General features: G+C 76.1%; 18 protein-coding genes. 10 read left to right on the top strand and 8 right to left on the bottom strand.

Annotation, left to right across the window (positions count from 1 at the left end):
• Nucleotides 1–119 precede the first annotated feature (119 nt).
• The 4 genes from VER05_RS13210 to mgtE all read right to left on the bottom strand — a co-directional run bounded on the left by VER05_RS13210 (nucleotide 120) and on the right by mgtE (nucleotide 4,376).
• Nucleotides 120–1,220, bottom strand: a complete 1,101-nt coding sequence (locus VER05_RS13210; protein ID WP_324845802.1) for a sugar kinase — start codon at nucleotides 1,218–1,220, stop codon at nucleotides 120–122.
• 61 nt (nucleotides 1,221–1,281) lie between these two features.
• Entirely contained in the window at nucleotides 1,282–1,920 is a 639-nt protein-coding gene (gene eda, locus VER05_RS13205) for a bifunctional 4-hydroxy-2-oxoglutarate aldolase/2-dehydro-3-deoxy-phosphogluconate aldolase (protein ID WP_324845801.1), read from the bottom strand.
• A 212-nt stretch (nucleotides 1,921–2,132) separates the two neighbouring features.
• Nucleotides 2,133–2,930, bottom strand: a complete 798-nt coding sequence (locus VER05_RS13200) for an IclR family transcriptional regulator (RefSeq protein WP_324845800.1) — start codon at nucleotides 2,928–2,930, stop codon at nucleotides 2,133–2,135.
• 42 nt (nucleotides 2,931–2,972) lie between these two features.
• On the bottom strand, nucleotides 2,973–4,376 hold the full coding sequence (mgtE, locus tag VER05_RS13195; protein ID WP_324845799.1) for a magnesium transporter: 1,404 nt from the start codon (nucleotides 4,374–4,376) through the stop codon (nucleotides 2,973–2,975).
• A 738-nt stretch (nucleotides 4,377–5,114) separates the two neighbouring features.
• Here mgtE and recQ point away from each other — a divergent pair.
• Nucleotides 5,115–7,289 (top strand): DNA helicase RecQ, encoded by a 2,175-nt coding sequence (gene recQ / locus VER05_RS13190; RefSeq protein ID WP_324845798.1) that lies wholly within the window; start codon nucleotides 5,115–5,117, stop codon nucleotides 7,287–7,289.
• Nucleotides 7,289–8,245: an AEC family transporter gene (locus tag VER05_RS13185; protein WP_324845797.1), complete on the top strand. Its 957-nt coding sequence runs from the start codon at nucleotides 7,289–7,291 to the stop codon at nucleotides 8,243–8,245. The genes recQ and VER05_RS13185 overlap by 1 nt, the downstream gene beginning before the upstream one ends.
• Before the next feature lie 373 nt (nucleotides 8,246–8,618).
• Here VER05_RS13185 and VER05_RS13180 read toward each other — a convergent pair whose 3' ends face one another.
• Nucleotides 8,619–9,461, bottom strand: a complete 843-nt coding sequence (locus VER05_RS13180) for an alpha/beta hydrolase (RefSeq protein ID WP_324845796.1) — start codon at nucleotides 9,459–9,461, stop codon at nucleotides 8,619–8,621.
• Between the two features lie 131 nt (nucleotides 9,462–9,592).
• A complete protein-coding gene (gene mgrA, locus VER05_RS13175; RefSeq protein ID WP_324845795.1) occupies nucleotides 9,593–10,633 on the bottom strand; it encodes an L-glyceraldehyde 3-phosphate reductase in 1,041 nt (346 codons plus the stop codon).
• 126 nt (nucleotides 10,634–10,759) lie between these two features.
• On the opposite strand from mgrA, the gene VER05_RS13170 reads away from it, so the two are divergent.
• From VER05_RS13170 to VER05_RS13160, 3 genes are all read left to right on the top strand, one after another.
• Nucleotides 10,760–11,224 carry a tRNA (cytidine(34)-2'-O)-methyltransferase gene (locus VER05_RS13170; protein ID WP_324845794.1) on the top strand — a complete coding sequence of 155 codons (465 nt, stop codon included), beginning with the start codon at nucleotides 10,760–10,762 and terminating at the stop codon, nucleotides 11,222–11,224.
• 102 nt (nucleotides 11,225–11,326) lie between these two features.
• Nucleotides 11,327–12,850, top strand: coding sequence for an amino acid permease (locus tag VER05_RS13165; RefSeq protein ID WP_324845793.1), 1,524 nt, complete (start codon nucleotides 11,327–11,329; stop codon nucleotides 12,848–12,850).
• Between the two features lie 30 nt (nucleotides 12,851–12,880).
• Nucleotides 12,881–13,459: a YdeI/OmpD-associated family protein gene (locus VER05_RS13160; protein WP_324845792.1), complete on the top strand. Its 579-nt coding sequence runs from the start codon at nucleotides 12,881–12,883 to the stop codon at nucleotides 13,457–13,459.
• A gap of 19 nt (nucleotides 13,460–13,478) precedes the next feature.
• Here the strand turns inward: VER05_RS13160 and VER05_RS13155 are convergent, their stop codons facing one another.
• Both VER05_RS13155 and VER05_RS13150 read right to left on the bottom strand, forming a co-directional pair.
• A complete protein-coding gene (locus VER05_RS13155; protein ID WP_324845791.1) occupies nucleotides 13,479–14,318 on the bottom strand; it encodes an LLM class flavin-dependent oxidoreductase in 840 nt (279 codons plus the stop codon).
• A 95-nt stretch (nucleotides 14,319–14,413) separates the two neighbouring features.
• Nucleotides 14,414–15,103, bottom strand: a complete 690-nt coding sequence (locus tag VER05_RS13150) for a hypothetical protein (protein WP_324845790.1) — start codon at nucleotides 15,101–15,103, stop codon at nucleotides 14,414–14,416.
• A 170-nt stretch (nucleotides 15,104–15,273) separates the two neighbouring features.
• Here VER05_RS13150 and VER05_RS13145 point away from each other — a divergent pair, with 170 nt between their 5' ends.
• From VER05_RS13145 to VER05_RS13125, 5 genes are all read left to right on the top strand, one after another.
• Nucleotides 15,274–16,272 (top strand): ATP-binding cassette domain-containing protein, encoded by a 999-nt coding sequence (locus VER05_RS13145; protein WP_324845789.1) that lies wholly within the window; start codon nucleotides 15,274–15,276, stop codon nucleotides 16,270–16,272.
• Nucleotides 16,269–17,126, top strand: a complete 858-nt coding sequence (locus VER05_RS13140; RefSeq protein WP_324845788.1) for an ABC transporter permease — start codon at nucleotides 16,269–16,271, stop codon at nucleotides 17,124–17,126. Before VER05_RS13145 ends, VER05_RS13140 begins: the two co-directional genes overlap by 4 nt.
• A 136-nt stretch (nucleotides 17,127–17,262) precedes the next feature.
• Nucleotides 17,263–19,116, top strand: a complete 1,854-nt coding sequence (locus tag VER05_RS13135; protein WP_324845803.1) for a gamma-glutamyltransferase family protein — start codon at nucleotides 17,263–17,265, stop codon at nucleotides 19,114–19,116.
• A 259-nt stretch (nucleotides 19,117–19,375) separates the two neighbouring features.
• Nucleotides 19,376–19,912, top strand: coding sequence for a MarR family winged helix-turn-helix transcriptional regulator (locus VER05_RS13130; protein ID WP_324845787.1), 537 nt, complete (start codon nucleotides 19,376–19,378; stop codon nucleotides 19,910–19,912).
• 134 nt (nucleotides 19,913–20,046) lie between these two features.
• Nucleotides 20,047–21,608 (top strand): MFS transporter (locus tag VER05_RS13125; protein ID WP_324845786.1); only part of this gene is annotated, 1,562 nt, incomplete at its 3' end.

The following is a 21,608-nucleotide window of genomic DNA, read 5'->3' as shown; positions in this document are numbered from 1 at the left end:
TCCCCCGCGGTCGCCGGTGCGCCGGCGGCCCCGGGGACCGCACCGACCGGGACGGCCCCGCCCCCCTCAGCTCGAGGGGGCGGGGCCGTTCGCCGTGTGCGGGTCCGGGGCCGACGCGGTCAGCGGTCGACGCGGGCCGAGCCGCCGCCGGCGAGCTTGAGGACCTCGGCCCTCGACGCCATCGTCGTGTCGCCCGGGGTGGTCATCGCGAGCGCGCCGTGCGCGGCGCCCCACTCGACGGCGGTGGCGAGCGGCTGCCCGTCGAGCAGGCCCGCGGCGAGCCCGGAGGCGAACGAGTCCCCGCCGCCGACGCGGTCCAGGATCTCCAGCCCCGGGCGGTGCGTGGCGCGGACCAGGCCCTCGTCCCGCGACCAGGCGAGGGCGCCCCAGTCGTTGACGGTCGCGCTGCGGACGGTGCGCAGCGTGGTGGCGACGACCTGGAAGTTCGCGAACTCCGCGGCCACCCGGTCGATCATCGCGGCGAACGAGTCGGCCTCGATCGCCGACAGGTGCTCGTCGACGCCCTCGACCTCGAACCCCAGCGCCGCCGTGAAGTCCTCCTCGTTGCCGATCATGACGTCGACGTGCCGGGCGATCGCGCGGTTGACCTCCTGCGCCCGGGCCGGCCCGCCGACCGCGCGCCACAGGCTGGGCCGGTAGTTGAGGTCGTAGGAGACGACGGTGCCGTGCCGGCGCGCGGCGGTGACGGCGGCGAGGACGGTCTCGGCGGCGGTCTCGGACAGCGCCGCGTAGATGCCGCCGGTGTGCAGCCACCGGACGCCCAGGTCGCCGAACAGGTGGTCCCAGTCGACGTCGCCCGGCGCGAGCTGGGCGGCGGCGGTGTGCCCGCGGTCGCTGACGCCGACCGCGCCGCGCACGCCGAAGCCGCGCTCGGTGAAGTTCAGGCCGTTGCGGACGTCGCGGCCGATGCCGTCGTAGGGCAGCCAGCGGATGTGCTCGGTGCCCACGCCGCCCTGGAGGATCAGGTCCTCGACCAGCCGCCCGACCTCGTTGTCCGCGAGCGCCGTCACGACCGCGGTGCGCAGGCCGAACGCCCGGCGCAGGCCGCGGGCGACGTTGTACTCGCCGCCGCCCTCCCAGGCGCGGAACTGCCGGGCGGTGCGGATGCGACCCTCGCCCGGGTCGAGGCGGAGCATGACCTCGCCGAGGGAGACCGCGTCGTAGCGGCAGTCGGCGGCGGGGCGGATCGGCAGCGGCACGGGGGTGCGCTCCTTTCGGGGGCGGGGCGGGGCGGGGCGGGTAGCGGGTGGGCGCGGTCGGTCAGGGGCGCAGGCGGGTGGCGAGCGCGACGGCGTCGGCGACGAGTGTCCGCACCCCGGCGAGGTCGCCGTCGCGCACCCGGTCCCGGGGCACCATCCAGGAGCCGCCGACCGCGGCGACGCACGGCAGCGCGAGGTACTGGTCCAGGTTGCCGGGCCCGACGCCCCCGGTCGGCACGAACCGCACCCCGCCGAACGGGGCTGCCAGCGCCGCGATGGCCGCGCTGCCCCCGGAGGCGCCGGCGGGGAAGAACTTCACGGTGCCGAGCCCGAGCTCCAGGGCCGCCTGCACCTCGGTCGCGGTCACCGCGCCCGGGAGCACCGGCACGCCGTGCTCCTGGGCGCGCTCGACGACCGCGCGGGACGTGCCCGGCGACACGAGATACTGCGCGCCGGCGGCCACGGCCGCGTCGACCTGCGCGGGGGTGACGACCGTGCCGGCCCCGACCAGCACGTCCCCGCCCCGGTCCGCGATCGCGCGGATCGCGTCGGCCGCGGCGGCGGTGCGGAAGGTGACCTCGGCGACGGGCAGACCGCCGGCGACGAGGGCGTCCGCGAGCGGGCCGGCGTCGCGGGACTCGTCGAGGACCACCACGGGCACCAGCCGGTGCGCCGCGAGCCGGTCGAGCACGTCCGCCATGTCGAACCCCTTCGTTCCGCTGGGCGCAACGTGCGCTGCGCCGTGCGCACCGATCGTGGCACACGGCGGCGCGTGGCGGCAACGGCGGCTCCCGGAGCGGCCCCGAGATCGGTGGTCCGGGCCGAGATCGGTGGTCCGGAGCACCGATCTCGCGCCGGGGCACCGATCTCGCGCCGGAGCACCGGGCGCCGGCACCGGCGGGGCGCGAGGGCTCAGGCCGGCGGCAGCGCCAGGCCCGGCGGGAGCAGCGGCGGCACGACCGCGCGGACCCGCGCGTGCACCTCCGCCCGGCGCTCCGGCGTCATCCGGTCCGCCGGGGCCGTGACGCTGAGCGCCGCGACCGGCCGGGACCCCCGCAGCAGCGGCACGCCCAGGCAGGCGATCCCGGGCTCGTTCTCCTCGACCTCGACCGCGTAGCCGCGGCGGCGGGCGGCCGCGAGCTCGTCCGCCACGTGCGCGACGTCGACCCGCCCCGCAGGCTGCACGGCCGCGACGTACCCGTCGAGCGCCGCGGCCGGGGTGTCGCCGAACGCCAGCATCGCCCGGCCGAGCGCGGTCGTCGCCGCCCAGTTCCGCCGCCCGACCGCGGACCACACCCGCACCGGCCGCTCGGGCTCGACCTTGTCCAGGTACACCACCTGCGCGCCGCTGAGCACGCCCAGGTGCACGAGCTCGTCGGTCGCGGCGCACAGCGCGACCAGGGCGCCGTGCAGCCGGGCGGGCAGGTCGTCCTCCGCGAAGTACCGGTCCGCGAGCCCGACCGCCGCCGGGCCGAGGCCGTACCGCCCGCTCGCCGGGTCCTGCGCGACGTAGTCGCGGTGCCGGAGCGCCGCGAGCGAGCGGTGCACGGTCGTCTTGTGCACGCCGAGCGCCGCGGACAGGTCCGCGAGGCTCGCGCCGGCCGGCCCCGCGGCGGCCACGGCCTCGAGCGTGCGGAGCGCGCGGTCGACGCTCTCGACCGGCGACGCCGCCGGGACCTGCGCGCCCGCGCCGCTCGTCTCCTCCGCCACGGCGCCCACCCTACGGGCGCCGCGGCGAGGCGACGGCGCGGGTCACCCTGCGAGCGCCGTGATGAACCACCGCGCCACGGTGAAGTAGATGACCAGCCCGGTGCCGTCGACGAGCGTCGTGATGAGCGGCCCCGAGCCGACCGCCGGGTCCAGCCCGACCTTGCGCAGCAGCAGGGGCAGCAGCGAGGCGATCGTCGACGCCCACAGGATGATCGCGCCCGCGGCGACGGCGACGGTGAGCGCGACCTCGCCGCCGACACCCATCGTCCAGGCCCGGACGAACCCGACGGTGGCGATCGTCGCGGCGGCGAGGAACCCGGCCGTGACCTCCTTGCGCACCACCCGGCCGGCGTCCCGCAGCCGGACGCTGCCGGTGGCCATCGCGCGGATGACCGTCGCGGTGATCTGGGTCCCGGCGTTGCCGCCCGCGCCGATCAGCAGCGGCACGAACAGCGTCAGCGCGATGACGGTCTCGAGCTCGTCCTCGTAGTGCTGCAGGACGCTGCTCGTGATCGTCGCGGTCACGAACAGCACCAGCAGCCAGACGATCCGCTTGCGCCACAGCAGCAGCGGCGACGCCCGCAGGTACGGCACGTCCATCGGGGCGGCACCGCCCTGGCGCACGGCGTCCTCGGTCGCCTCCTCCTCGACGATGTCCGCGACGTCGTCGCCGGTGAGCACGCCGAGCAGCTGCCCGTCCGCGACCACCGGCAGCGCGGCCAGGTGGTGGTCCTGGAGCAGCCGGGCCGCCCGCTCCTGGTCGGCGGTCGGCTCGACGGTGACGACGTCCTCGCGCATGAGGTCGGCGATCAGCAGCTCGGGCGCCGCCAGCACCAGGTCGCGGAACGTGACGACGCCGAGCAGCGCCGGGCTGCCGGCGGCCGCCGGGTCGGTGGTCACCCAGACCTCGCCGCTGTCCGCCGTGGCCTCCGGCTGGGCGCGCAGCGCGTCGACGGCTTCGCGGACCGTCATCGTGGGCCGGACCGTCGCGACCTCGGGGTTCATCCGGGCCGCGGCGGAGTCGTCGGGCCAGGCGAGCAGCCCGCGGACGACGGCGGACCGCACCACCCGCATCGCGCCGAGCACGGCCGCCCGCTCCGCGTCCGGGAGCGCGCGCAGCAGCTCGGCCGCCTCGTCGGGGTCCAGGCTGTCGACCAGTCCCGCGGCGACGGGCGCCGGGACGACGTGCAGCACCTCGGCGGCGGCGTGCGGGTCGAGGGTGCCGAGCAGGTCGTCGGCGGTCGCCGGGTCGAGCAGCCCGACGAGCGCGCGGACCTGCGCGTCGGACAGGTCGGCGAGCTGGTCGGCGCGGCGGCGGGGGTCGGGGGTCTGCTCGAGCCAGACCTCGACGGCGCGGCGGGTGCCGACGGCGACGACGTCGTGCAGGTCGAGCGGCGTCGGCTGCTCGGCGGGGCGGCGGGCGAGGACGGCGGTGCGGCGGGTCATGGCGCGCTCCTTCGTGGGGAGGCCGCGGCGGGCGTCCCCCGTGGCGCCCGGGCGTGGTCGCGCGTTCCCCGGCGGGGCGCGCGCCGGGCGGCGCACGACCCGGGCGGGACCGGTGGTCGCGGGCGCCGGGGTGCGGCACCGTCGCCGGCGCGGGACGCCTCGCGGGGAGGCGGCGCGCGCCGGGGGCGGCACGGCACGGTCGGCGGTCGCGATCGCGGCGGGCGCGGTCGACACGGGCGCTCGCCGACGCGGTGGCCGCCGGCGGCGCGCCGGGGCGCGGGCCGAGCGGTCGGGACGTCGGGCGGGCGGGGACGTCACGGCACGGGGCGGTGACGGGTTCGGGAGCGCCGCGGTCGGCGGCGCGGGAGGGCGCCGCGGCGGGCGGCGCCGATGCTCCGTCGACGCCGGGCCGGACCTCCGCGCGCGGCCCCGGGCGGCCCTGGGGGCGGCTCAGGCCTGCGCGCGCAGCACGACGGGCGTCGACGGATGCCGACTACTCGCGGTGTCGTCCATCGCGTCCACCTCCTCGCCGTCGTGCGGGTCGGGCCGGTCGGCCCCGCAGGCACCCTAGCCCCGCGCCACGGCGGGGCGGTACCCCGTGTGACGGACGTCGCCCGGGGGCGCCCGACGGGGCCCCGTCGGGCGGGCGGCGGGTGCCCTCGCCCCGGACCGGCGGCCGCTCCCCCGGGCTGTGGACGACGGGCGGGAGGGTCGGTGGCCGCCGCTAGGGTGGACGGCGTGACGCAGGCATGGGACGACGAGTGGCCGCTGCCGGACGAGCCGCCGTACGACCCGGCCGAGGAGCCGCCGTACGACCCCGGGCGCGACGCCCGGGGCGGGTCGGCGCCCGCTGCCCGGGGCGGGTCCGCGCCCGCCGCACGGGGCCCCCGCGCCGCCGGCCCCGACGACCGCTCGGCCGCCGCGCACGGCGACCCCGCCGCCGCCCGGCCGGTCGCGCACCCGGCGCACGACGCCACCACGGGCCGCGCCCCGCTCGAGGTGCTGCAGGAGGTCTGGGGGTACGACGCGTTCCGCGGCGAGCAGGCGGACATCATCGACACGGTGGTCGGCGGCGGCGACGCCCTCGTCCTCATGCCGACCGGCGGCGGCAAGTCGCTCTGCTACCAGGTCCCCGCGCTCGTCCGGGCGGGCACCGGCGTGGTGGTCTCCCCGCTGATCGCGCTCATGCAGGACCAGGTCGACGCGCTGTCGGCGCTCGGCGTCCGGGCCGGGTTCCTCAACTCGACGCAGGACCTCGGCCAGCGCCGGGACGTCGAGCGCGCGCTGCTGGACGGCGAGCTCGACCTGCTCTACCTGGCGCCCGAGCGGCTGCGGGTCCCGGAGACCATGGCGCTGCTCGACCGGGCGGCGATCAGCCTGTTCGCGATCGACGAGGCGCACTGCGTGTCCCAGTGGGGGCACGACTTCCGGCCGGACTACCTGGGCCTGTCCGTGCTGCACGAGCGCTGGCCCGGCGTGCCCCGGATCGCCCTCACCGCGACCGCGACCGCCGCGACCCGCACCGAGATCGCCGAGCGGCTCGAGCTCACCGACGCCCGGCAGTTCGTGGCGTCGTTCGACCGGCCGAACATCCAGTACCGGATCGCGCCCAAGGCCAGCCCGCGGAACCAGCTCCTCGACCTCATCCGGTCCGAGCACGAGGGCGACTCCGGGATCGTCTACTGCCTGTCGCGGAACTCCGTCGAGCAGACCGCCGAGTTCCTGTCGTCGCAGGGCGTGCCCGCGCTGCCGTACCACGCGGGCCTCGACCGCCAGGTGCGCGCCCGGAACCAGTCCCGGTTCCTCCGCGAGGACGGCCTGGTCATGGTCGCGACGATCGCGTTCGGCATGGGCATCGACAAGCCGGACGTGCGGTTCGTCGCGCACCTCGACCTGCCCAAGTCCGTCGAGGGCTACTACCAGGAGACGGGCCGTGCCGGGCGCGACGGCCAGCCCTCGACGGCGTGGCTGGCGTACGGCCTGCAGGACGTCGTGCAGCAGCGCCGGATGATCGACACCTCCGAGGGCGACGCGCAGCACCGCCGGCGGCTGTCCGCGCACCTGGACGCGATGCTCGCGCTGTGCGAGACGGTGACCTGCCGCCGGGTGCAGCTGCTCGCGTACTTCGGCCAGGACGCCGAGCCGTGCGGCAACTGCGACACCTGCCTGTCCCCGCCGACGACCTGGGACGGCACCGTCCCCGCGCAGAAGCTGCTGTCGACGGTCGTCCGGCTGGAGCGCGAGCGGAACCAGCACTACGGGGCGGGGCACCTGGTCGACATCCTGCTCGGCAAGCGCACGTCGCGGATCGAGCAGCTCGGCCACACCGAGCTCTCGACGTTCGGCGTGGGCGCCGACCTGTCCGACGCGCAGTGGCGCGGCGTCGTGCGGCAGCTGCTGGCGCAGGGGCTGCTCGCCGTCGACGCCGACGGCTACGGCACGCTGCGGCTCACGCCGGCGAGCGCCGAGGTGCTGCGCGGCGACCGCCCGGTGCCGCTGCGGGAGGAGACCCGGACGACGCGGTCGCGGTCCCGGTCGGGCTCCGGGTCCGGGTCAGGCGGGCGCGCGGCCGCGGCGGCGCAGGCGGCGGCCGAGCTCGGCGACGACGCGGCGGCCGTGTTCCAGCGGCTGCGCACCTGGCGCGCCGCGGCGGCCAAGGAGCAGGGCGTCCCCGCCTACGTGGTGTTCCACGACGCCACGCTGCGCGAGATCGCGACCGCCCGCCCCGCCGACCTGGACGCGCTGTCCCGGATCGGCGGCGTCGGCGCGGCGAAGCTCGACCGGTACGGCCCGGGGGTGATCGCGACGCTCGAGGGCCGGGAGCCCCCGACGGCCGAGGAGGTCGCGCGCGACGCGGCGTCCGTGGGGCTGTTCGCGGACGACGACGGCCCGGCGGGCGGCACGTCCGCCTGATGCTGGCCGTCCTCTCGGCGCTGGGCACGATCGCGGTCGTCGTCGCAGCGGGCTGGTTCGTGGGCCGCACCGGCGTGCTCGGCGAGAACGCCCAGCGCGTGCTCGCCGCCACCGCGTTCACGGTCGCGACGCCGGCGCTGCTGATCGAGACCATCGGCCGGGCGGACCTCGGGCTGCTGCTGTCCCGGTCGGCGCTGGTCACGTTCGCGACGACCACCGTGGTGGCGCTGATCGCGGCGGCCGTGCTCGGCCTGGTCCGGCGGCGGTCGTCCGGGGACGTGGTCGTCGGGGTGCTGGCGTCGTCCTACGTGAACGCCGGGAACATCGGCATCCCGCTGACCGCGTACCTGCTCGGCAGCGTCGTGTCCGTCGTCCCGCCGACGCTCTACCAGCAGCTGGTGCTCGGGCCGATCGCGATGGTGGTGCTCGACGCGCGGCGCCGGGCGCGGGACGGGGTGGTCGCGGGGTCGGCGCCGGCCGGGGCGCTCGGCACCCTGCGGTCGGTGCTCCGGCGGACCCTGCGGAACCCGGTCATCATCGGCACGCTCACCGGGATCGCGTTGGCCGCGCTGCCGTTCTCGCTGCCGGCGGTCGTGTTCCAGCCGCTGGAGCTGCTGGGCGCGGCCGCGCCGCCGCTCGCGCTGCTGACGTTCGGGATGTCCCTCGCGGTGCCGCGGGTCGGCGGGGAGCAGGCGCCGCGGGGCGACGTCGCGCTGGTCGCGGCGCTGCGGGCCGTCGTGCACCCGGCGCTGGCGATCGGGCTGGGGACGCTGCTGGGCCTGCGGGGCGACGCTCTGCTGGCGGTCGCGGTGGTGTCGGCGCTGCCGACGGCGCAGAACGTGCTGGTGTACGCGATCCAGTACCGGCAGGGCACCGCGCTGGCGCGGGACGCGGGCCTGGTGACGACGGTCCTGGCGGTGCCGTCGCTGCTGGTGATCGCGGCGGTCCTGGGCTGACCCCCACGCGGGGGTTCGGCGGGTGGGCCGACGCGGCGGGTGGGCCGACGCGGCGGGCGAGCCGTGGCGAGGTCGGTGCTTCCGGACGAGGTCGGTGCTTCCGCCCGAGGTCGGTGCTTCCAGCCGCCGACCTCGGCGGGAACCACCGACCTCGGCGCTCTCCCGACGCCGAGATAGGACTTCCGCGCCGAGGTAGGACCGTGGGCGGCCCTATCTCGGCCGGGCGGCCCTATCTCGGCGGATGCCCGGGCGCGCCGGGGACAGGGCGCGGGGCGGCGGACGCGCGCTCGGGCGCGGGGCGCGGGGCGCGAGCGCGCGCGGCCAGGGCCGGGGCTCGCTGCCCGCGCCCCGTTGCCCGCTGCCCGCGGGAAGGTCAGCGCGCGGCGGCGCCGGCCCCCGCCGACGCGTCGGCGCGGGCGACCGCGGCGTCCAGCGCCGCCAGGTACGCGCCCGGGGCCTCCCGGCGGATGTTGTGCCCGGCGTCCGGGAACGCGACGTGGGTCAGCCGGTCGCCCAGCAGCTCTGCCGCCCGCGCCGCCTGGCGCTCCGAGACGACGCCCAGCCCCGGCCCCGCGGTCAGCAGCGTCACCGGCACCCGGACGTCCGCGAGCGCCTCGACCCAGTCCCGGCCGAGCCAGTCGTGCGGCACCTCGGCGAGCCGCGGGTCGACCCGGGCCTTCGCCTCGGCCCAGCCCCGCACCTCCGCCTCGGACCACCGCGGGTTGTCGAGACGGCCGCGGGCCGCGATCTGGTCGACGGTGCGGCCCTGCACGGCGGCGACCGCCGGGGCGAGCCAGTCGGGGACGCCGCCGGGGTCCCGCTCGCCCGCACCCGCACCCGCACCCGTACCCGCCGCCCCGGAGACGCCGAGCAGGGCCGGGTCCGTCCCCGGCCCGTCGACGGCCTGCGGCTCCGCGGTCACCCACGCCGGGTCCTCGAGCACGATCCCCGCGACGAGCTCCGGCGCCGCGAGCGCCAGCTCCTCCGCCGTCACCCCGCCCATCGAGTGCCCGACGACGAGCGCCGGCCCGAGGTCGAGCGCCCGCAGCGCCTCGGCCGCGTCGGCCGCGAGCGCCGCGACGGTGAACGGCTCGTCGGGCAGGGGCGTGCCGCCGTGGCCGCGGGCGTCGAGCGCGACGACAGGCCGGGCGCCGGCGTACCGCGGCAGCACCGTCGGCCAGCAGGTCGACGCGTCGGTGAGCCCGTGCAGCAGCACGACCGGCACCGGCAGCCCGGCCGCCCCGGCGACACCAGCCGCACCCGCGACACCAGCCGCACCCGCGACAGCAGCCGCACCCCTGACACCGGACGCGCCCGCGACCCCCGCCGCCCCGGCGCCGCCCGCCGTCACCGCCGCGCGGTCCCGTCCACGGCGTGCGGCTCGATCGCCGCGATCTCCTCCGCCGTCAGCGGCTCGGCCCGGAGCGCGGCGACGTTGTCCTCGAGCTGCGCCACGGACGACGCCCCGATGAGCGCCGACGTCACCCGCTGGTCGCGGAGCACCCAGCTGAGCGCGAGCTGCGCGAGCGACTGTCCGCGCGCCTCGGCGATCGCGTTCAGCGCGCGCGCCCGGGACAGGTAGGTGTCGCTGATCTGCTCGGCCGACAGGAACCGGCTGGTCGCGGCGCGCGAGCCCGCCGGCACCTCGCCGGACAGGTACCGCCCCGTGAGCAGGCCCTGCGCGAGCGGGGAGAACACGATCATGCCGACGCCGAGGTCGCCCACGGCGTCGAGCAGCGACTCGGTCTCGCCCTCGGCCACCTGCTCGACGTGCCGGTTGAACATCGAGTACGACGGCTGGTGGATGAGCAGCGGGGTCCCGAGGTCGGCCAGGATGCGCGCGGCCTCGCGGGTGGCCGACGGCGAGTAGTTCGAAATGCCGGCGTACAGCGCCTTGCCGCTGGTCACGGCGGTGTGCAGCGCGCCCATCGTCTCCTCGAGCGGGACGGACGGGTCCGGCCGGTGCGAGTAGAACACGTCCACGTAGTCCAGGCCGAGCCGGCGCAGCGACTGGTCGAGCGACGACAGCAGGTACTTGCGGGAGCCGCCGTCGCCGTACGGGCCGGGCCACATGTCGTAGCCGGCCTTGGACGAGATGACGAGCTCGTCGCGGTACGGGCCGAGGTCCTGCACGAGGTGCCGGCCGAAGTTCTCCTCGGCGGAGCCGTACGGCGGGCCGTAGTTGTTGGCCAGGTCGAAGTGCGTGATGCCGAGGTCGAACGCCCGGCGGAGCACGGCGCGCTGCGTCTCCAGCGGGTTCACGTCGCCGAAGTTGTGCCACAGGCCCAGGGACAGGGCGGGCAGGTCCAGCCCGCTGCGCCCGGTGCGGCGGTAGGGCATCGTCTCGTACCGGTCGTCGGCGGCACGGTAGACAGGGATCGTCGGCATCGTCGTCCTCTCGGGGCTGCGGGGCGCTCGCCCCACCGCCCCCACGCTAGCCCCCGCCACCGACGTCCACGCAGGTCGGGGACCCGGGCGCGGGACGGCCGCCCGACCGGTGAGAGGATCACCGGCGTGCTGCACGTCGTGTTCTTCGAGCCCCGCATCCCCGGCAACACCGGCAACGCCATCCGGTTGGCCGCCGCCACCGGGGCGACGCTGCACCTGGTCGAGCCGCTCGGCTTCGTCATGGACGAGCCGCGCCTGAAGCGCGCCGGCCTCGACTACCACGACCTCGCGCACGTCGTCGTGCACCCCGACCTGGACGCCTGCCTGGCGGCCCTCGCCCCCGCGCGGGTGTTCGCGTTCACCACGCACACCGAGCGCCGGTACACCGACGTCGAGTACCGGGACGGGGACGCGCTGATGTTCGGCCCGGAGCCCACCGGCCTGCCGCCCGAGGCGCTGGCCCACCCGGCCGTCACGGACCTGCTGCGCATCCCGATGCAGCCCGGCCGCCGGTCCCTCAACCTCACCAACGCGGCCTCCACGGCTGTCTACGAGGCCTGGCGGCAACTAGGCTTCCCGGGCGGGATCTGACGGGTCGCCGGATCCGGTCTCATCCACCGGACCCCGCCGTGCGAGGGAGCACAGGCTTCGGCATGCTCGCCCGCGTCCTGCCGTCGTCCGAGGGGGTCCGTCGTGGCCATCAGCAACCGCAGCGTGCTGCGCCGCAAGTCCGTGGAGGACTCGCTGGCGTCGGTCGAGGACCCGGACCGGTCCCTCAAGCGCTCGCTCACCGCGTGGGACCTCGCCGTCCTCGGCGTCGCCGTCGCGGTCGGCGCGGGCATCTTCTCGGTCGGCGCGACCGCCGCCGCGAACTACGCCGGGCCGGGCGTGATCATCTCGTTCCTGATCGCCTCGGTCGTCTGCGCGCTCGCCATCATGTGCTACGCCGAGTTCGCCTCGACGCTTCCCGTCGCCGGGTCCGCCTACACGTTCTCCTACGCCACCGCGGGCGAGCTGGTCGCGTGGATCATCGGCTGGGACCTCATCCTCGAGATGCTGCTCGCCGCCGCCGTGATCGCGAAGTTCTGGGGCGTGTACCTGTCGGACGCGTTCGGGCTGTTCGGCATCGACGTGCCCACGACGCTCGAGCTCGGCCCGGTCGACCTCGACTGGGGCCCGGTGCTGGTCGTCGCGGTGTTCACCGCGCTGCTCGCCGTCGGCACCAAGCTCAGCACCCGCGTGAACAGCATCTTCACGATCATCAAGGTCGCGATCACGCTGTTCGTCATCGTCGCCGGGTTCTTCTACGTGCGCGCCGAGAACTACTCGCCGTTCATCCCGCCGGCCCAGCCCGCCGAGTCCGCCTCCGGGCTGGAGCAGCCGCTGTTCGGCTTCCTGTCGGGCTTCGACCCGTCGCAGTACGGCGTCATGGGCGTGCTGTCCGGCGCGGCCCTGGTGTTCTTCGCGTTCATCGGGTTCGACGTCGTCGCCACCACGGCCGAGGAGACCAAGAACCCGCAGCGCGCGGTGCCCCGCGGCGTGCTCGGCGGCCTGGCGATCGTCACCGTGCTGTACATCCTGGTCACGGTCGTGGTCACCGGCATGGTGTCCTACACCGACCTGGCGGCGTCCGACTCTCCCTCGCTGACGACCGCGTTCGTCCTGGTCGGCGCCGACTGGGCGGGCAAGGTCATCTCGATCGGCATCCTCATCGGGTTGACGTCCGTGATCATGGTGCTGCTGCTCGGCCTCACCCGGATCGTGTTCGCGATGAGCCGCGACGGCCTGCTCCCCCGCGGCATCTCCCGCACCTCGCACAAGTACAAGACCCCGATCCGGCTGCAGGTCGGCGTCGGCATCATCGTCGCCCTCATCGCCGGCCTGTCCGAGGTCGAGCGCCTGGAGGAGATGATCAACATCGGCACGCTGTCGGCGTTCGTGCTGGTGAGCTTCGGCATCCCGATCCTGCGCCGCACCCGCCCGGACCTGCAGCGCGGCTTCCGGGTGCCGTGGTCGCCGGTGCTGCCGATCGTCGCGGGCGTCGCCTGCCTGTGGCTGATGACCAACCTGACGGTGCTGACCTGGGTCCGGTTCGCGGTCTGGCTGGCGCTCGGCCTCCTGATCTACGCCGTGTACTCGTACCGGCACTCGCGGGTCGGCAAGGGCGAGGCGCCCGACCCCGCCGACGACCTGCCCGCCCCCGCCGGCGGGCACTGACCGGCGCGCGCGGACGGACGGGCCAGGACGATGACGTCGCTCGCCGACCGGCCGCGGTTCCACGCCGAGACCGTCGAGGACTGGCGCGGCTGGCTCGCGGAGCACCACGCCACCTCGGACGGCGTGTGGCTGGTGCGGTGGAAGCCGGCGTCCGGGCGGCCGACGTTCGGCTACGAGGAGATGGTCGCCGAGGCGCTGGCGGTCGGCTGGATCGACGGCCAGGCCTGGGCGCCCGACCCGGACAGCACGCGGCAGTGGTTCGCGCCGCGGCGCCGCGGCAGCGGCTGGTCCCGGCTGAGCAAGGAGCGGGTGGCGCGGCTGGAGGCCGCGGGGCGGATGGAGCCGGCCGGTGCCGCCGTGGTCGCGGCCGCGCGGGCGGACGGGTCGTGGACGCTGCTGGACGACGTGGAGGACCTGGTCGTCCCGCCGGACCTGGCGGCGGCGCTCGACGCGCTGCCCGGCGCGCGGTCGCACTGGGACGGCTTCGCGCCGAGCGCGCGGAAGGTCGTGCTGCGCTGGCTGGTCGACGCGAGGCGGCCGGAGACCCGGGCGGCGCGGGTCGCCGAGGCCGCGGCGCGGGCGGCGGAGGGCGTGCCGGCGCGGCGGTGACGCGGCGTCCCCAGGCGGCTCACCCCCGCGGCACGCCCCGGCGCACGCGCTCCGCGAGCGCCTCGTACGTCGCCCCCGGCCCCTCCCAGCGCGACTCGACGAACCACGTCGCGCCCGCCTCGGCGAGCGCCGCGGCGTGGTCCTGCGCCTCGGCCGGGTCCTCGGGCAGCACGCCCTGCAGGACGATCTCGTACGGTCCGGCGCCGGGCGCCCGGTGCTCGCGCACCCACGCGGCGATCTCCGCGACCTCCGCCGGGCCGAGCTGGTCCATCGCGCGGTCGCCCCGGAGCTGCGGGACCAGGCCGTCGTACCGCACCGCCCGGCCCATGGACCGCTCGCTCGGGTAGGCGCCGACGACCCAGATCGGCACGCGGGGGCGCTGCACCGGCCGCGGCCGGAACCGCATGTCGGTGACGCGGTGGTGGGTGCCCTCGTAGGAGAACGTCTCACCGCGGAACGCCAGGTCGAGGATCGCGAGGTGGTCGTCGAGCAGCTCGGCGCGCTCGCGCGTGCCCGTGAGCTCGCCCTCGACGCCCGCGAACGCGCGGTCGACCGGCACGCCCAGGCCGGCGGGGATGACCAGCCGGCCGCCCGAGAGGTGGTCGACGGTCAGCGCCTGCCGCGCGACGACCCACGGCCGGCGCCGCGGCAGCGCGAACACCAGCGCGCCCAGCGTGATCCGCTCGGTGCGGACCGCGGCGGCGGCGAGCACCGCCCACGGGTCCCACACGTCGCCGTCGACCCCGATGTCGACCGCGTCCCACGTGAAGTAGCCGTCCCAGCCCGCGTCCTCCGCCTCGGCCGCCAGCCCGACGAGCTGGTCGACCGTGCCGAACGTCCCGACGATGCCGAACTTCATCGCGTCCCCCCGCCGTCGTGCCGGCCGTCCGCCGACCCCGGTGCTACGCCCCCGACCGTAGCGGCGACCTCCGACACGCCCTCCGGGTCCGCCCGTCAGGCGGGGTCGTCCGCCGGCGCGGCACCGCTCTCCGGCGCGGCGCCGCCCGCCGACACGCCGCCCGCCGCCCCGAGGTCCCGCACGACCCGCTCCCGCAGCTCGGTGACGATCCGCTCCTCGGCGTCGTAGTACGCCAGGCCCCAGTCGGCGACCATCGCCGGGTACCGCACCTCCGCGCGGTCCCCGAGCATGTCCCGGACCCCGGACAGGTCCCGCCGCCGCTCGGCGAGCGCCGCGACGTAGTCGTCGAGCATGTCCCGCACCGTCGCCGGGTCGACCAGGTGCCCCATCAGCAGCCGCAGCGCCACGGGGTGCTTGAGCACGGGGAACTCCGCCGGCGTCTCGGCGAGCCACGCCCGCAGGGTCCGGTCGCCCGCGTCGGTGATCGCGTACCGCGTGGTGCGCCGCCCGGGCGGCCCGGCGGCGTCGGGCAGCGCGCGCACCAGGCCGGCCGCCTCCAGGCGCGCGACCTCGGAGTACACCTGGCTCATCGCCGGGGCGACCCAGTAGTAGCGGAGCGTCCGGTCGGCGCGCTGCTTGAGCTCGTACGCGGTGACGGAGGTGTCCGTCCGGCCGGCGAACATCAGCAGGCCGAGCAGCGCGTACCCCGTGGGGGTCGGCGAGGGCGCCGGGGTGCCGTCGGGCGCCTGGCCCGATCCATCCGGGAAACCCGTTGCCTCCGCCACGTCCGCCAACCTACGCTGGGTCGCGTTGTTCCTACTAGGAATAGAGCGCACCCGTCGTCGGGTCCCTCGTCCTCGCGCCGTCGCCGGCCGAGCAGCCGCACCGCCGCACCGCACCCCGCCCCGACCCGCGCGCCGCCGCGCCGGCGGGTCCCCGACGGAAGGCACCGCCCATGACGACCGCGATCGAGACCGCGGGCCTGGTCAAGCTGTTCAAGGACACCCGCGCCGTCGACGGGATCGACCTGCAGGTCGCCGCCGGCGGCGTGCACGGGTTCCTCGGCCCCAACGGCGCCGGGAAGACCACCACCATCCGCATGCTCGCCACGCTGCTCCGCCCGGACGCCGGCAGCGCCCGGGTGCTCGGCCGCGACGTGGTGCGCGACGCCGACGAGGTGCGCAGCCGCGTCGCGCTCACCGGCCAGTTCGCCTCCGTCGACGAGGACCTGACCGGCCGGGAGAACCTCGTGCTCGTCTCCCGGCTGTACGGCTTCTCCCGCGCCGCGGCCCGGTCCCGGGCCGACGAGCTGCTCGACGCCTTCGGGCTGGCGGACGCCGCCGACCGGCAGGTGAAGAAGTTCTCCGGCGGCATGCGGCGCCGGATCGACATCGCCGCGAGCATCGTGGTGACCCCTGAGCTGATCTTCCTCGACGAGCCGACGACCGGGCTGGACCCGCGCAGCCGGAACCAGGTGTGGGACATCGTGCGCGCGATGGTGTCGTCGGGCACGACCGTCCTGCTCACCACCCAGTACCTCGACGAGGCGGACCAGCTCGCCGATCGGATCTCGGTGATCGACGCCGGGAAGGTGATCGCCGAGGGCGCGCCGGGCCAGCTCAAGGCCTCGGTGGGCGCGAGCGCGCTGCACGTCCGGCTGCTGAACCCCGACGACCGGCTGCGCGCCCGGGCGGTGCTGGAGCGCGCGCTCGGCACCGCCGTCACGGAGGACCCCGACCCCGCGGCGCTGACCGCGAGCGTCGACTCCTCGGCGCCGGCCATGCGCGGGATCGCGGCGCTCGAGGCCACCGACGTGCCGGTCGCCCAGTTCTCGCTCGGCCAGCCGTCGCTGGACGAGGTGTTCCTCGCCCTGACCGGCCACCCGGCCGGGTCCGCGGGCACCGACGACCAGGCCGGCGTCGAGCGCGACGCCGCCGCGAGGGGGGCGGCATGAGCGTCGACGACACCCGGACCGCGACGGCCGGGACCACCACGACCGACGAGGTCGCGACCGCGGCGGTCCGCGGCGTCCTCGCCTCCGGCACGCGGCCGGCCCGGCCCTCCGGGCTCACGACGTCGCTGACGTTCGGCTGGCGGGCGCTGCTCAAGATCAAGCACGTCCCGGAGCAGCTGTTCGACGTCACCGTGTTCCCGGTGATGATCACGCTGCTGTTCACGTACCTGTTCGGCGGCGCGATCGCCGGCAGCGTGGACGACTACATCCAGTTCCTGCTGCCGGGCATCCTGGTCCAGGGCGTCATCATGATCACGATGTACACGGGCGTCACGCTCAACACCGACATCCAGAAGGGCGTGTTCGACCGGTTCCGGTCGCTGCCGATCTGGCGGCCGTCGGCCCTCGTCGGGATGCTGCTCGGCGACGCCGTCCGGTTCACCATCGCGTCGGTCGTGATCGTGGCGCTGGGCCTGCTGATCGGGTTCCGCCCGGCGGGCGGCCCGGCCGGCGTGCTCGCGGGGGTCGCGCTGCTGCTGCTGTTCGCGTTCGCGTTCGGCTGGATCTGGACGTTCCTCGCCCTGGTGCTCCGGACGCCGAACGCGGTGATGGGGGTGTCGATGATGGTCATCACGCCGCTCACGTTCGGCTCGAACATCTTCGTCGACCCGTCGACGATGCCGGGCTGGCTGCAGGCGTTCGTCGAGGTGAACCCGGTGTCGGACCTGGTGACGGGCGTGCGCGGGCTGATGAACGGCACGCCCGTCGGGGACCACGTGGTCGTCACGCTGGTGTGGGCCCTGGCGCTGGTCGCGGTGTTCGGGCCGCTGACCATGCGCCGGTACGCCCGCTGAGAGCCGGCGCGGGCGGGCGGCGCCCCCGCGGCGCGTCGGCGGGGGGTCGACGTACCGTGGGCGGCGCCCCGCCCGCCCGCGCCACCTGGAGCCGCCCGTGTTCACCACCCGCCCCGAGCTCGTCGGCACGCACGGCATGGTCGCCTCGACGCACTGGCTCGCCAGCGCCGTCGGGCAGTCCGTCCTCGAGCGGGGCGGCAACGCGTTCGACGCGGCCGCGGCGGCCGGGTTCACGCTGCAGGTGGTCGAGCCGCACCTGAACGGCCCGGGGGGCGACGCGCCGATCATCGGGCACCGGGCCGCGGACGGGCGCACGTTCGTCGTGTGCGGCCAGGGCACGGCGCCCGTGGCGGCGACCATCGACGCCTACACGGACCTGGGGCTCGACGTCGTCCCGGGCACCGGCCACCTCGCGGCCGTCGTGCCGGGCGCGTTCGGGGCGTGGCTCGACCTGCTGGCGCGGTACGGCACCCTGCCGCTCGCCGACGTGCTGTCCCCGGCGATCGGCTACGCCCGCGAGGGCTACCCGCTGGTCCCGGCGGCCGTCCGCACGATCCGGACCGTCGAGCGGCTGTTCGCGGAGCACTGGCCGACGTCCGCCGAGGTCTACCTCCCCGGCGGCGCCGCGCCCGAGGCCGGGGCCCGGTTCCGGAACCCCGCGCTCGCCGACACCTACGAGCGGGTGCTCGCCGAGGCGCGCGCGGCGGGGGCCGACCGGCTGGCGCAGATCGAGGCGGCGCGGCGGGCGTTCTACGAGGGGTTCGTCGCGGAGGCGATGGCGGCGTTCGTGCGCGAGCCCGTCCTCGACTCGTCCGGGTCGGCGCACGCGGGCCTGCTCACCGCCGACGACCTCGCGTCGTGGCGGGCCACCGAGGAGCCGACCGTCGCCGTCGACTTCGCGGGCGTGCAGGTGCACAAGACCGCGGCGTGGGGCCAGGGCCCGGTGCTGCTGCAGCAGCTGCGGATGCTGGAGGAGCTCGGCGTCGCGGACGCGGACCTGGGGTCGGCGGAGCTCGTGCACACCGCGCTCGAGGTGACCGACCTGGCGTTCGCGGACCGGGAGGCCTGGTACGGCGACCCGGCCGACGGCGACGTCCCCCTCGACGCCCTGCTGTCCCGGTCGTACGCGGCCGAGCGGGCGCGGCTCGTCGGGCCCACCGCCTCCGACGGGGTGCGGCCGGGGTCGCCGGACGGGCGCGCGCCGCGGTTGGCCGCGCTGTTCGGAGCGCCGGCGGCCGGGCCCGACGGCTCCGCGGTGTGGCCGGGGCGGTACGAGGACGCCGCGGGCGGGCCGGCGCTGGGGACGGGCGAGCCGACCCGCGGGCCGGGCGCCGCCCCGGCCGAGCCCGCCGGCGCGGCCGCCGCCGTGGACGGCCCCGCGCTGGACGTCCGGCCGTCCGGGGAGACCCGCGGCGACACCTGCCACGTCGACGTCGTCGACCGCTGGGGCAACATGGTCTCGGCCACCCCGTCGGGCGGCTGGCTGCAGAGCTCGCCCGTCGTGCCCGGCCTCGGGTTCGGGCTGCCGACCCGCGCCCAGATGTTCTGGCTCGAGCCCGGCCTGCCGTCGTCCCTCGCGCCCGGCCGCCGCCCGCGGACCACGCTGAGCCCGGGGCTGGTGCTCCGCGACGGCGGCGGGTTCGCGTTCGGCACCCCCGGCGGCGACCAGCAGGACCAGTGGACGATCCCGTTCCTGCTGCACCACCTGCTCGGCGGGCTCGACCTGCAGGCCGCCATCGACGCCCCGGGGTGGCACTCCACGCACGTGCCGTCGTCGTTCCACCCCCGCACCAGCACCCGGCGCGGCGTCGAGGCCGAGTCGCGGCTCGGGGCGGACGTGCTGGCGGAGCTCGGCCGGCGCGGGCACGTGGTCCGGGACGCGGGTCCGTGGAGCCTCGGCCGGGTCAGCGCCGCGGGGGTGCGGCCGGACGGGCTGCTGCACGCGGCGGCCAACCCGCGCGGCATGCAGGGCTACGCCGCCGGGCGCTGACACCCCGGTCCCAGCCCGTCCTCGGCAGCCTCTCCCCGGCCGCCTGCCCCCGCCGCCTGTCCCCCGCTGCCTGGCCCCGCGCTGCCCGCCCTAGGCCGCCGAGCGCTCAGTCCGACAGTGGAACCGTCACGCCCCGGACACGCTGTGCCGGAGCGCCGGGCGGCGCGGGTGATCACCCTCACATCCGCCGTGGAACAAGTTGCCCAGCGCAACCGTTGTGATAGTTTGCCTGCTGCAACCAACGAAAGAGGTCCCCGCCGTGCCCAGCACCCCCGCCTACCGCGTGCTCATCGACGCCATCGCGCGTCTGCAGCGCGTGCAGCGCGAGGTCGGCACCGAGCTGGCGCGCGACCTCGACTGCCCGCGCGCCGCCCTCAGCCTGCTCTGGCTGCTGGACAAGGTCGGCGAGCTCGGCATCGGCGACGTGGCGCAGCACCTGCACGTCGACATCTCGGTCGCGAGCCGGCAGGCCAGCCAGCTGGTCGAGTCCGGCTACGCCGAGCGCAGCACGCCGGACGCGCCGGGCACCGACCGCCGCATCCGGACGGTCCGGCTCACCGAGCGCGGCCGGGCGTTCACCGCCGACACCAAGGTCGCGATGGACGCGCGGGCCGCCGAGGCGTTCAGCGCCTGGACGCCCGCGGAGCTGGCCGAGGCGTCGGCGGTCCTCGAGCGGATCGCGGACACCATGGCCGAGTTCGGTCCGCGCGCCGCGGCGGACGCGACCGACCCGGCGCCGACGAGCACCCCGGCCGACGACCCCCGCGCGCCGGCGCTCGCCGCCGCGGCCACCTGACCCACCCCGGTCGGCGCGCAGCCGCGCGCACCGGCCCCGCAGCACGCGACCGCCTCCGACGGCCGCGCCGCACCACCACCACGTCCGCCGACGGCGCCGGGCACCGCATCCCAGGGCGAAAGCAGAGTTCACGCATGAGCAGCACCACCCGGGCCGAGAGCCCGACCGTCGACCGCGGGCCCGCGCCCGCGATGAACCACCGGCAGGTGATGGAGGCCCTCTCCGGCATCCTGCTCGGCATGTTCGTGTCCATCCTGGCCACGAGCGTCGTGTCGAGCTCCCTGCCCAAGATCGTCAGCGACCTCAAGGGGTCGCAGTCGTCCTACACCTGGGTCGTCACCGCGACCCTGCTCACCACCACGATCACCACCCCGATCTGGGGCAAGCTCGCCGACCTGGTGAACCGCAAGCTCCTCATCCAGATCGCGCTGGTCATCTCCGTGCTGTCGTCCGCGGCGGCCGGCTTCTCGCAGACCGTCGGCTTCCTGATCGGCATGCGCGCACTCCAGGGCATCGGCGCCGGCGGCCTCACCGCGCTGGCCACGGTCCTGATGGCCGACATCCTCAGCCCGCGCGAGCGCGGCCGGTACATGGGCCTCATGGGCGGCATCATGGGCGTCGGCATGGTCGGCGGCCCGCTGCTCGGCGGCGTGCTCACCGACAGCCTGTCCTGGCACTGGAACTTCTTCGTCGGCCTGCCGTTCGCGGTCGCCGCGATCATCGTGCTGCAGCGCACGCTGCACCTGCCGCAGATGGCCCGCAAGGTCGTCAAGATCGACTACTGGGGCGCCGCGCTCATCTCCGTGGGCATCGCGTCGCTGCTGCTGTGGGTCACCTTCGCCGGCGACAAGTTCGACTGGCTCTCGTGGCAGACGGCCGTCATGGTGATCGGCGCCGTCGTCGTGCTGGCGATCGCGGTCCTGGTCGAGAACAAGGTCGCGGACCCGATCATCCCGATGCACCTGTTCAAGAACCGCACCGTCGTCCTGTCCGTGATCGCGTCCGTCGCGGTCGGCGTGGCGATGTTCGGCACCTCGGTGTTCCTCAGCCAGTACATGCAGGTCGCCCGCGGCAAGACCCCGACCGAGTCGGGCCTGCTCACCATCCCGATGATCCTCGGCCTGTTCCTGTCGTCGACGATCGCCGGGCGGTTCATCACCAAGTACGGCCGCTACAAGGGCTTCATGGTCGCGGGCGGCGCGCTGCTGACCGCCGGTCTGGCCCTGATGGGCACCATCCGGTACGACACCAGCTTCCTGCTGGTCGGCCTGTTCATGTTCGTCATGGGCGCCGGCGTCGGCATGCTGATGCAGAACCTGGTCCTCGCGGTCCAGAACATCCTGGACGTCTCCGAGACCGGATCGGGCACGGCGACCGTGGCGTTCTTCCGGACGCTCGGCGGCGCGATCGGCGTCTCGGCGCTGGGCGCGGTGCTCGGCAACCGCATCACCAGCTACATCACCGACGGGCTCGTGTCGGCCGGCATCGACCCGGCCGCGCTGGGCGGCGGCACCACCTCGGTGCCGGACGTGTCCACCCTGCCGGAGCCGGTCAAGACGATCGTCGAGTCGTCCTACGGCCACGGCATCGCGGACCTGTTCCTGTACGCCGTCCCGCTCGGCGTGATCGCGCTGATCGCCGTGCTGTTCCTCAAGGAGGTGCCGCTCGGCCGCCGGTCCGGCGTCGAGCAGCTGCT

The sequence above is a fragment of the Cellulomonas sp. genome, assembly GCF_035634735.1.
Classification (GTDB): domain Bacteria; phylum Actinomycetota; class Actinomycetes; order Actinomycetales; family Cellulomonadaceae; genus Cellulomonas.
The sequence above is the reverse complement of the archived record's forward strand: the minus strand, read 5'-3'. Positions and strand labels throughout refer to the sequence as shown.

Excerpts from the sequence above, each read along its gene's own strand:
- mgtE (WP_324845799.1), bottom strand. The coding sequence starts at position 4,376 with ATGACCCGCCGCACCGCCGTCCTCGCCCGCCGCCCCGCCGAGCAGCCG.
- VER05_RS13155 (WP_324845791.1), bottom strand. The coding sequence starts at position 14,318 with ATGAAGTTCGGCATCGTCGGGACGTTCGGCACGGTCGACCAGCTCGTC.
- VER05_RS13145 (WP_324845789.1), top strand. The coding sequence starts at position 15,274 with ATGACGACCGCGATCGAGACCGCGGGCCTGGTCAAGCTGTTCAAGGAC.
- eda (WP_324845801.1), bottom strand. The coding sequence starts at position 1,920 with ATGGCGGACGTGCTCGACCGGCTCGCGGCGCACCGGCTGGTGCCCGTG.
- VER05_RS13135 (WP_324845803.1), top strand. The coding sequence starts at position 17,263 with ATGGTCGCCTCGACGCACTGGCTCGCCAGCGCCGTCGGGCAGTCCGTC.
- VER05_RS13140 (WP_324845788.1), top strand. The coding sequence starts at position 16,269 with ATGAGCGTCGACGACACCCGGACCGCGACGGCCGGGACCACCACGACC.
- VER05_RS13160 (WP_324845792.1), top strand. The coding sequence starts at position 12,881 with ATGACGTCGCTCGCCGACCGGCCGCGGTTCCACGCCGAGACCGTCGAG.
- mgrA (WP_324845795.1), bottom strand. The coding sequence starts at position 10,633 with ATGCCGACGATCCCTGTCTACCGTGCCGCCGACGACCGGTACGAGACG.
- VER05_RS13185 (WP_324845797.1), top strand. The coding sequence starts at position 7,289 with ATGCTGGCCGTCCTCTCGGCGCTGGGCACGATCGCGGTCGTCGTCGCA.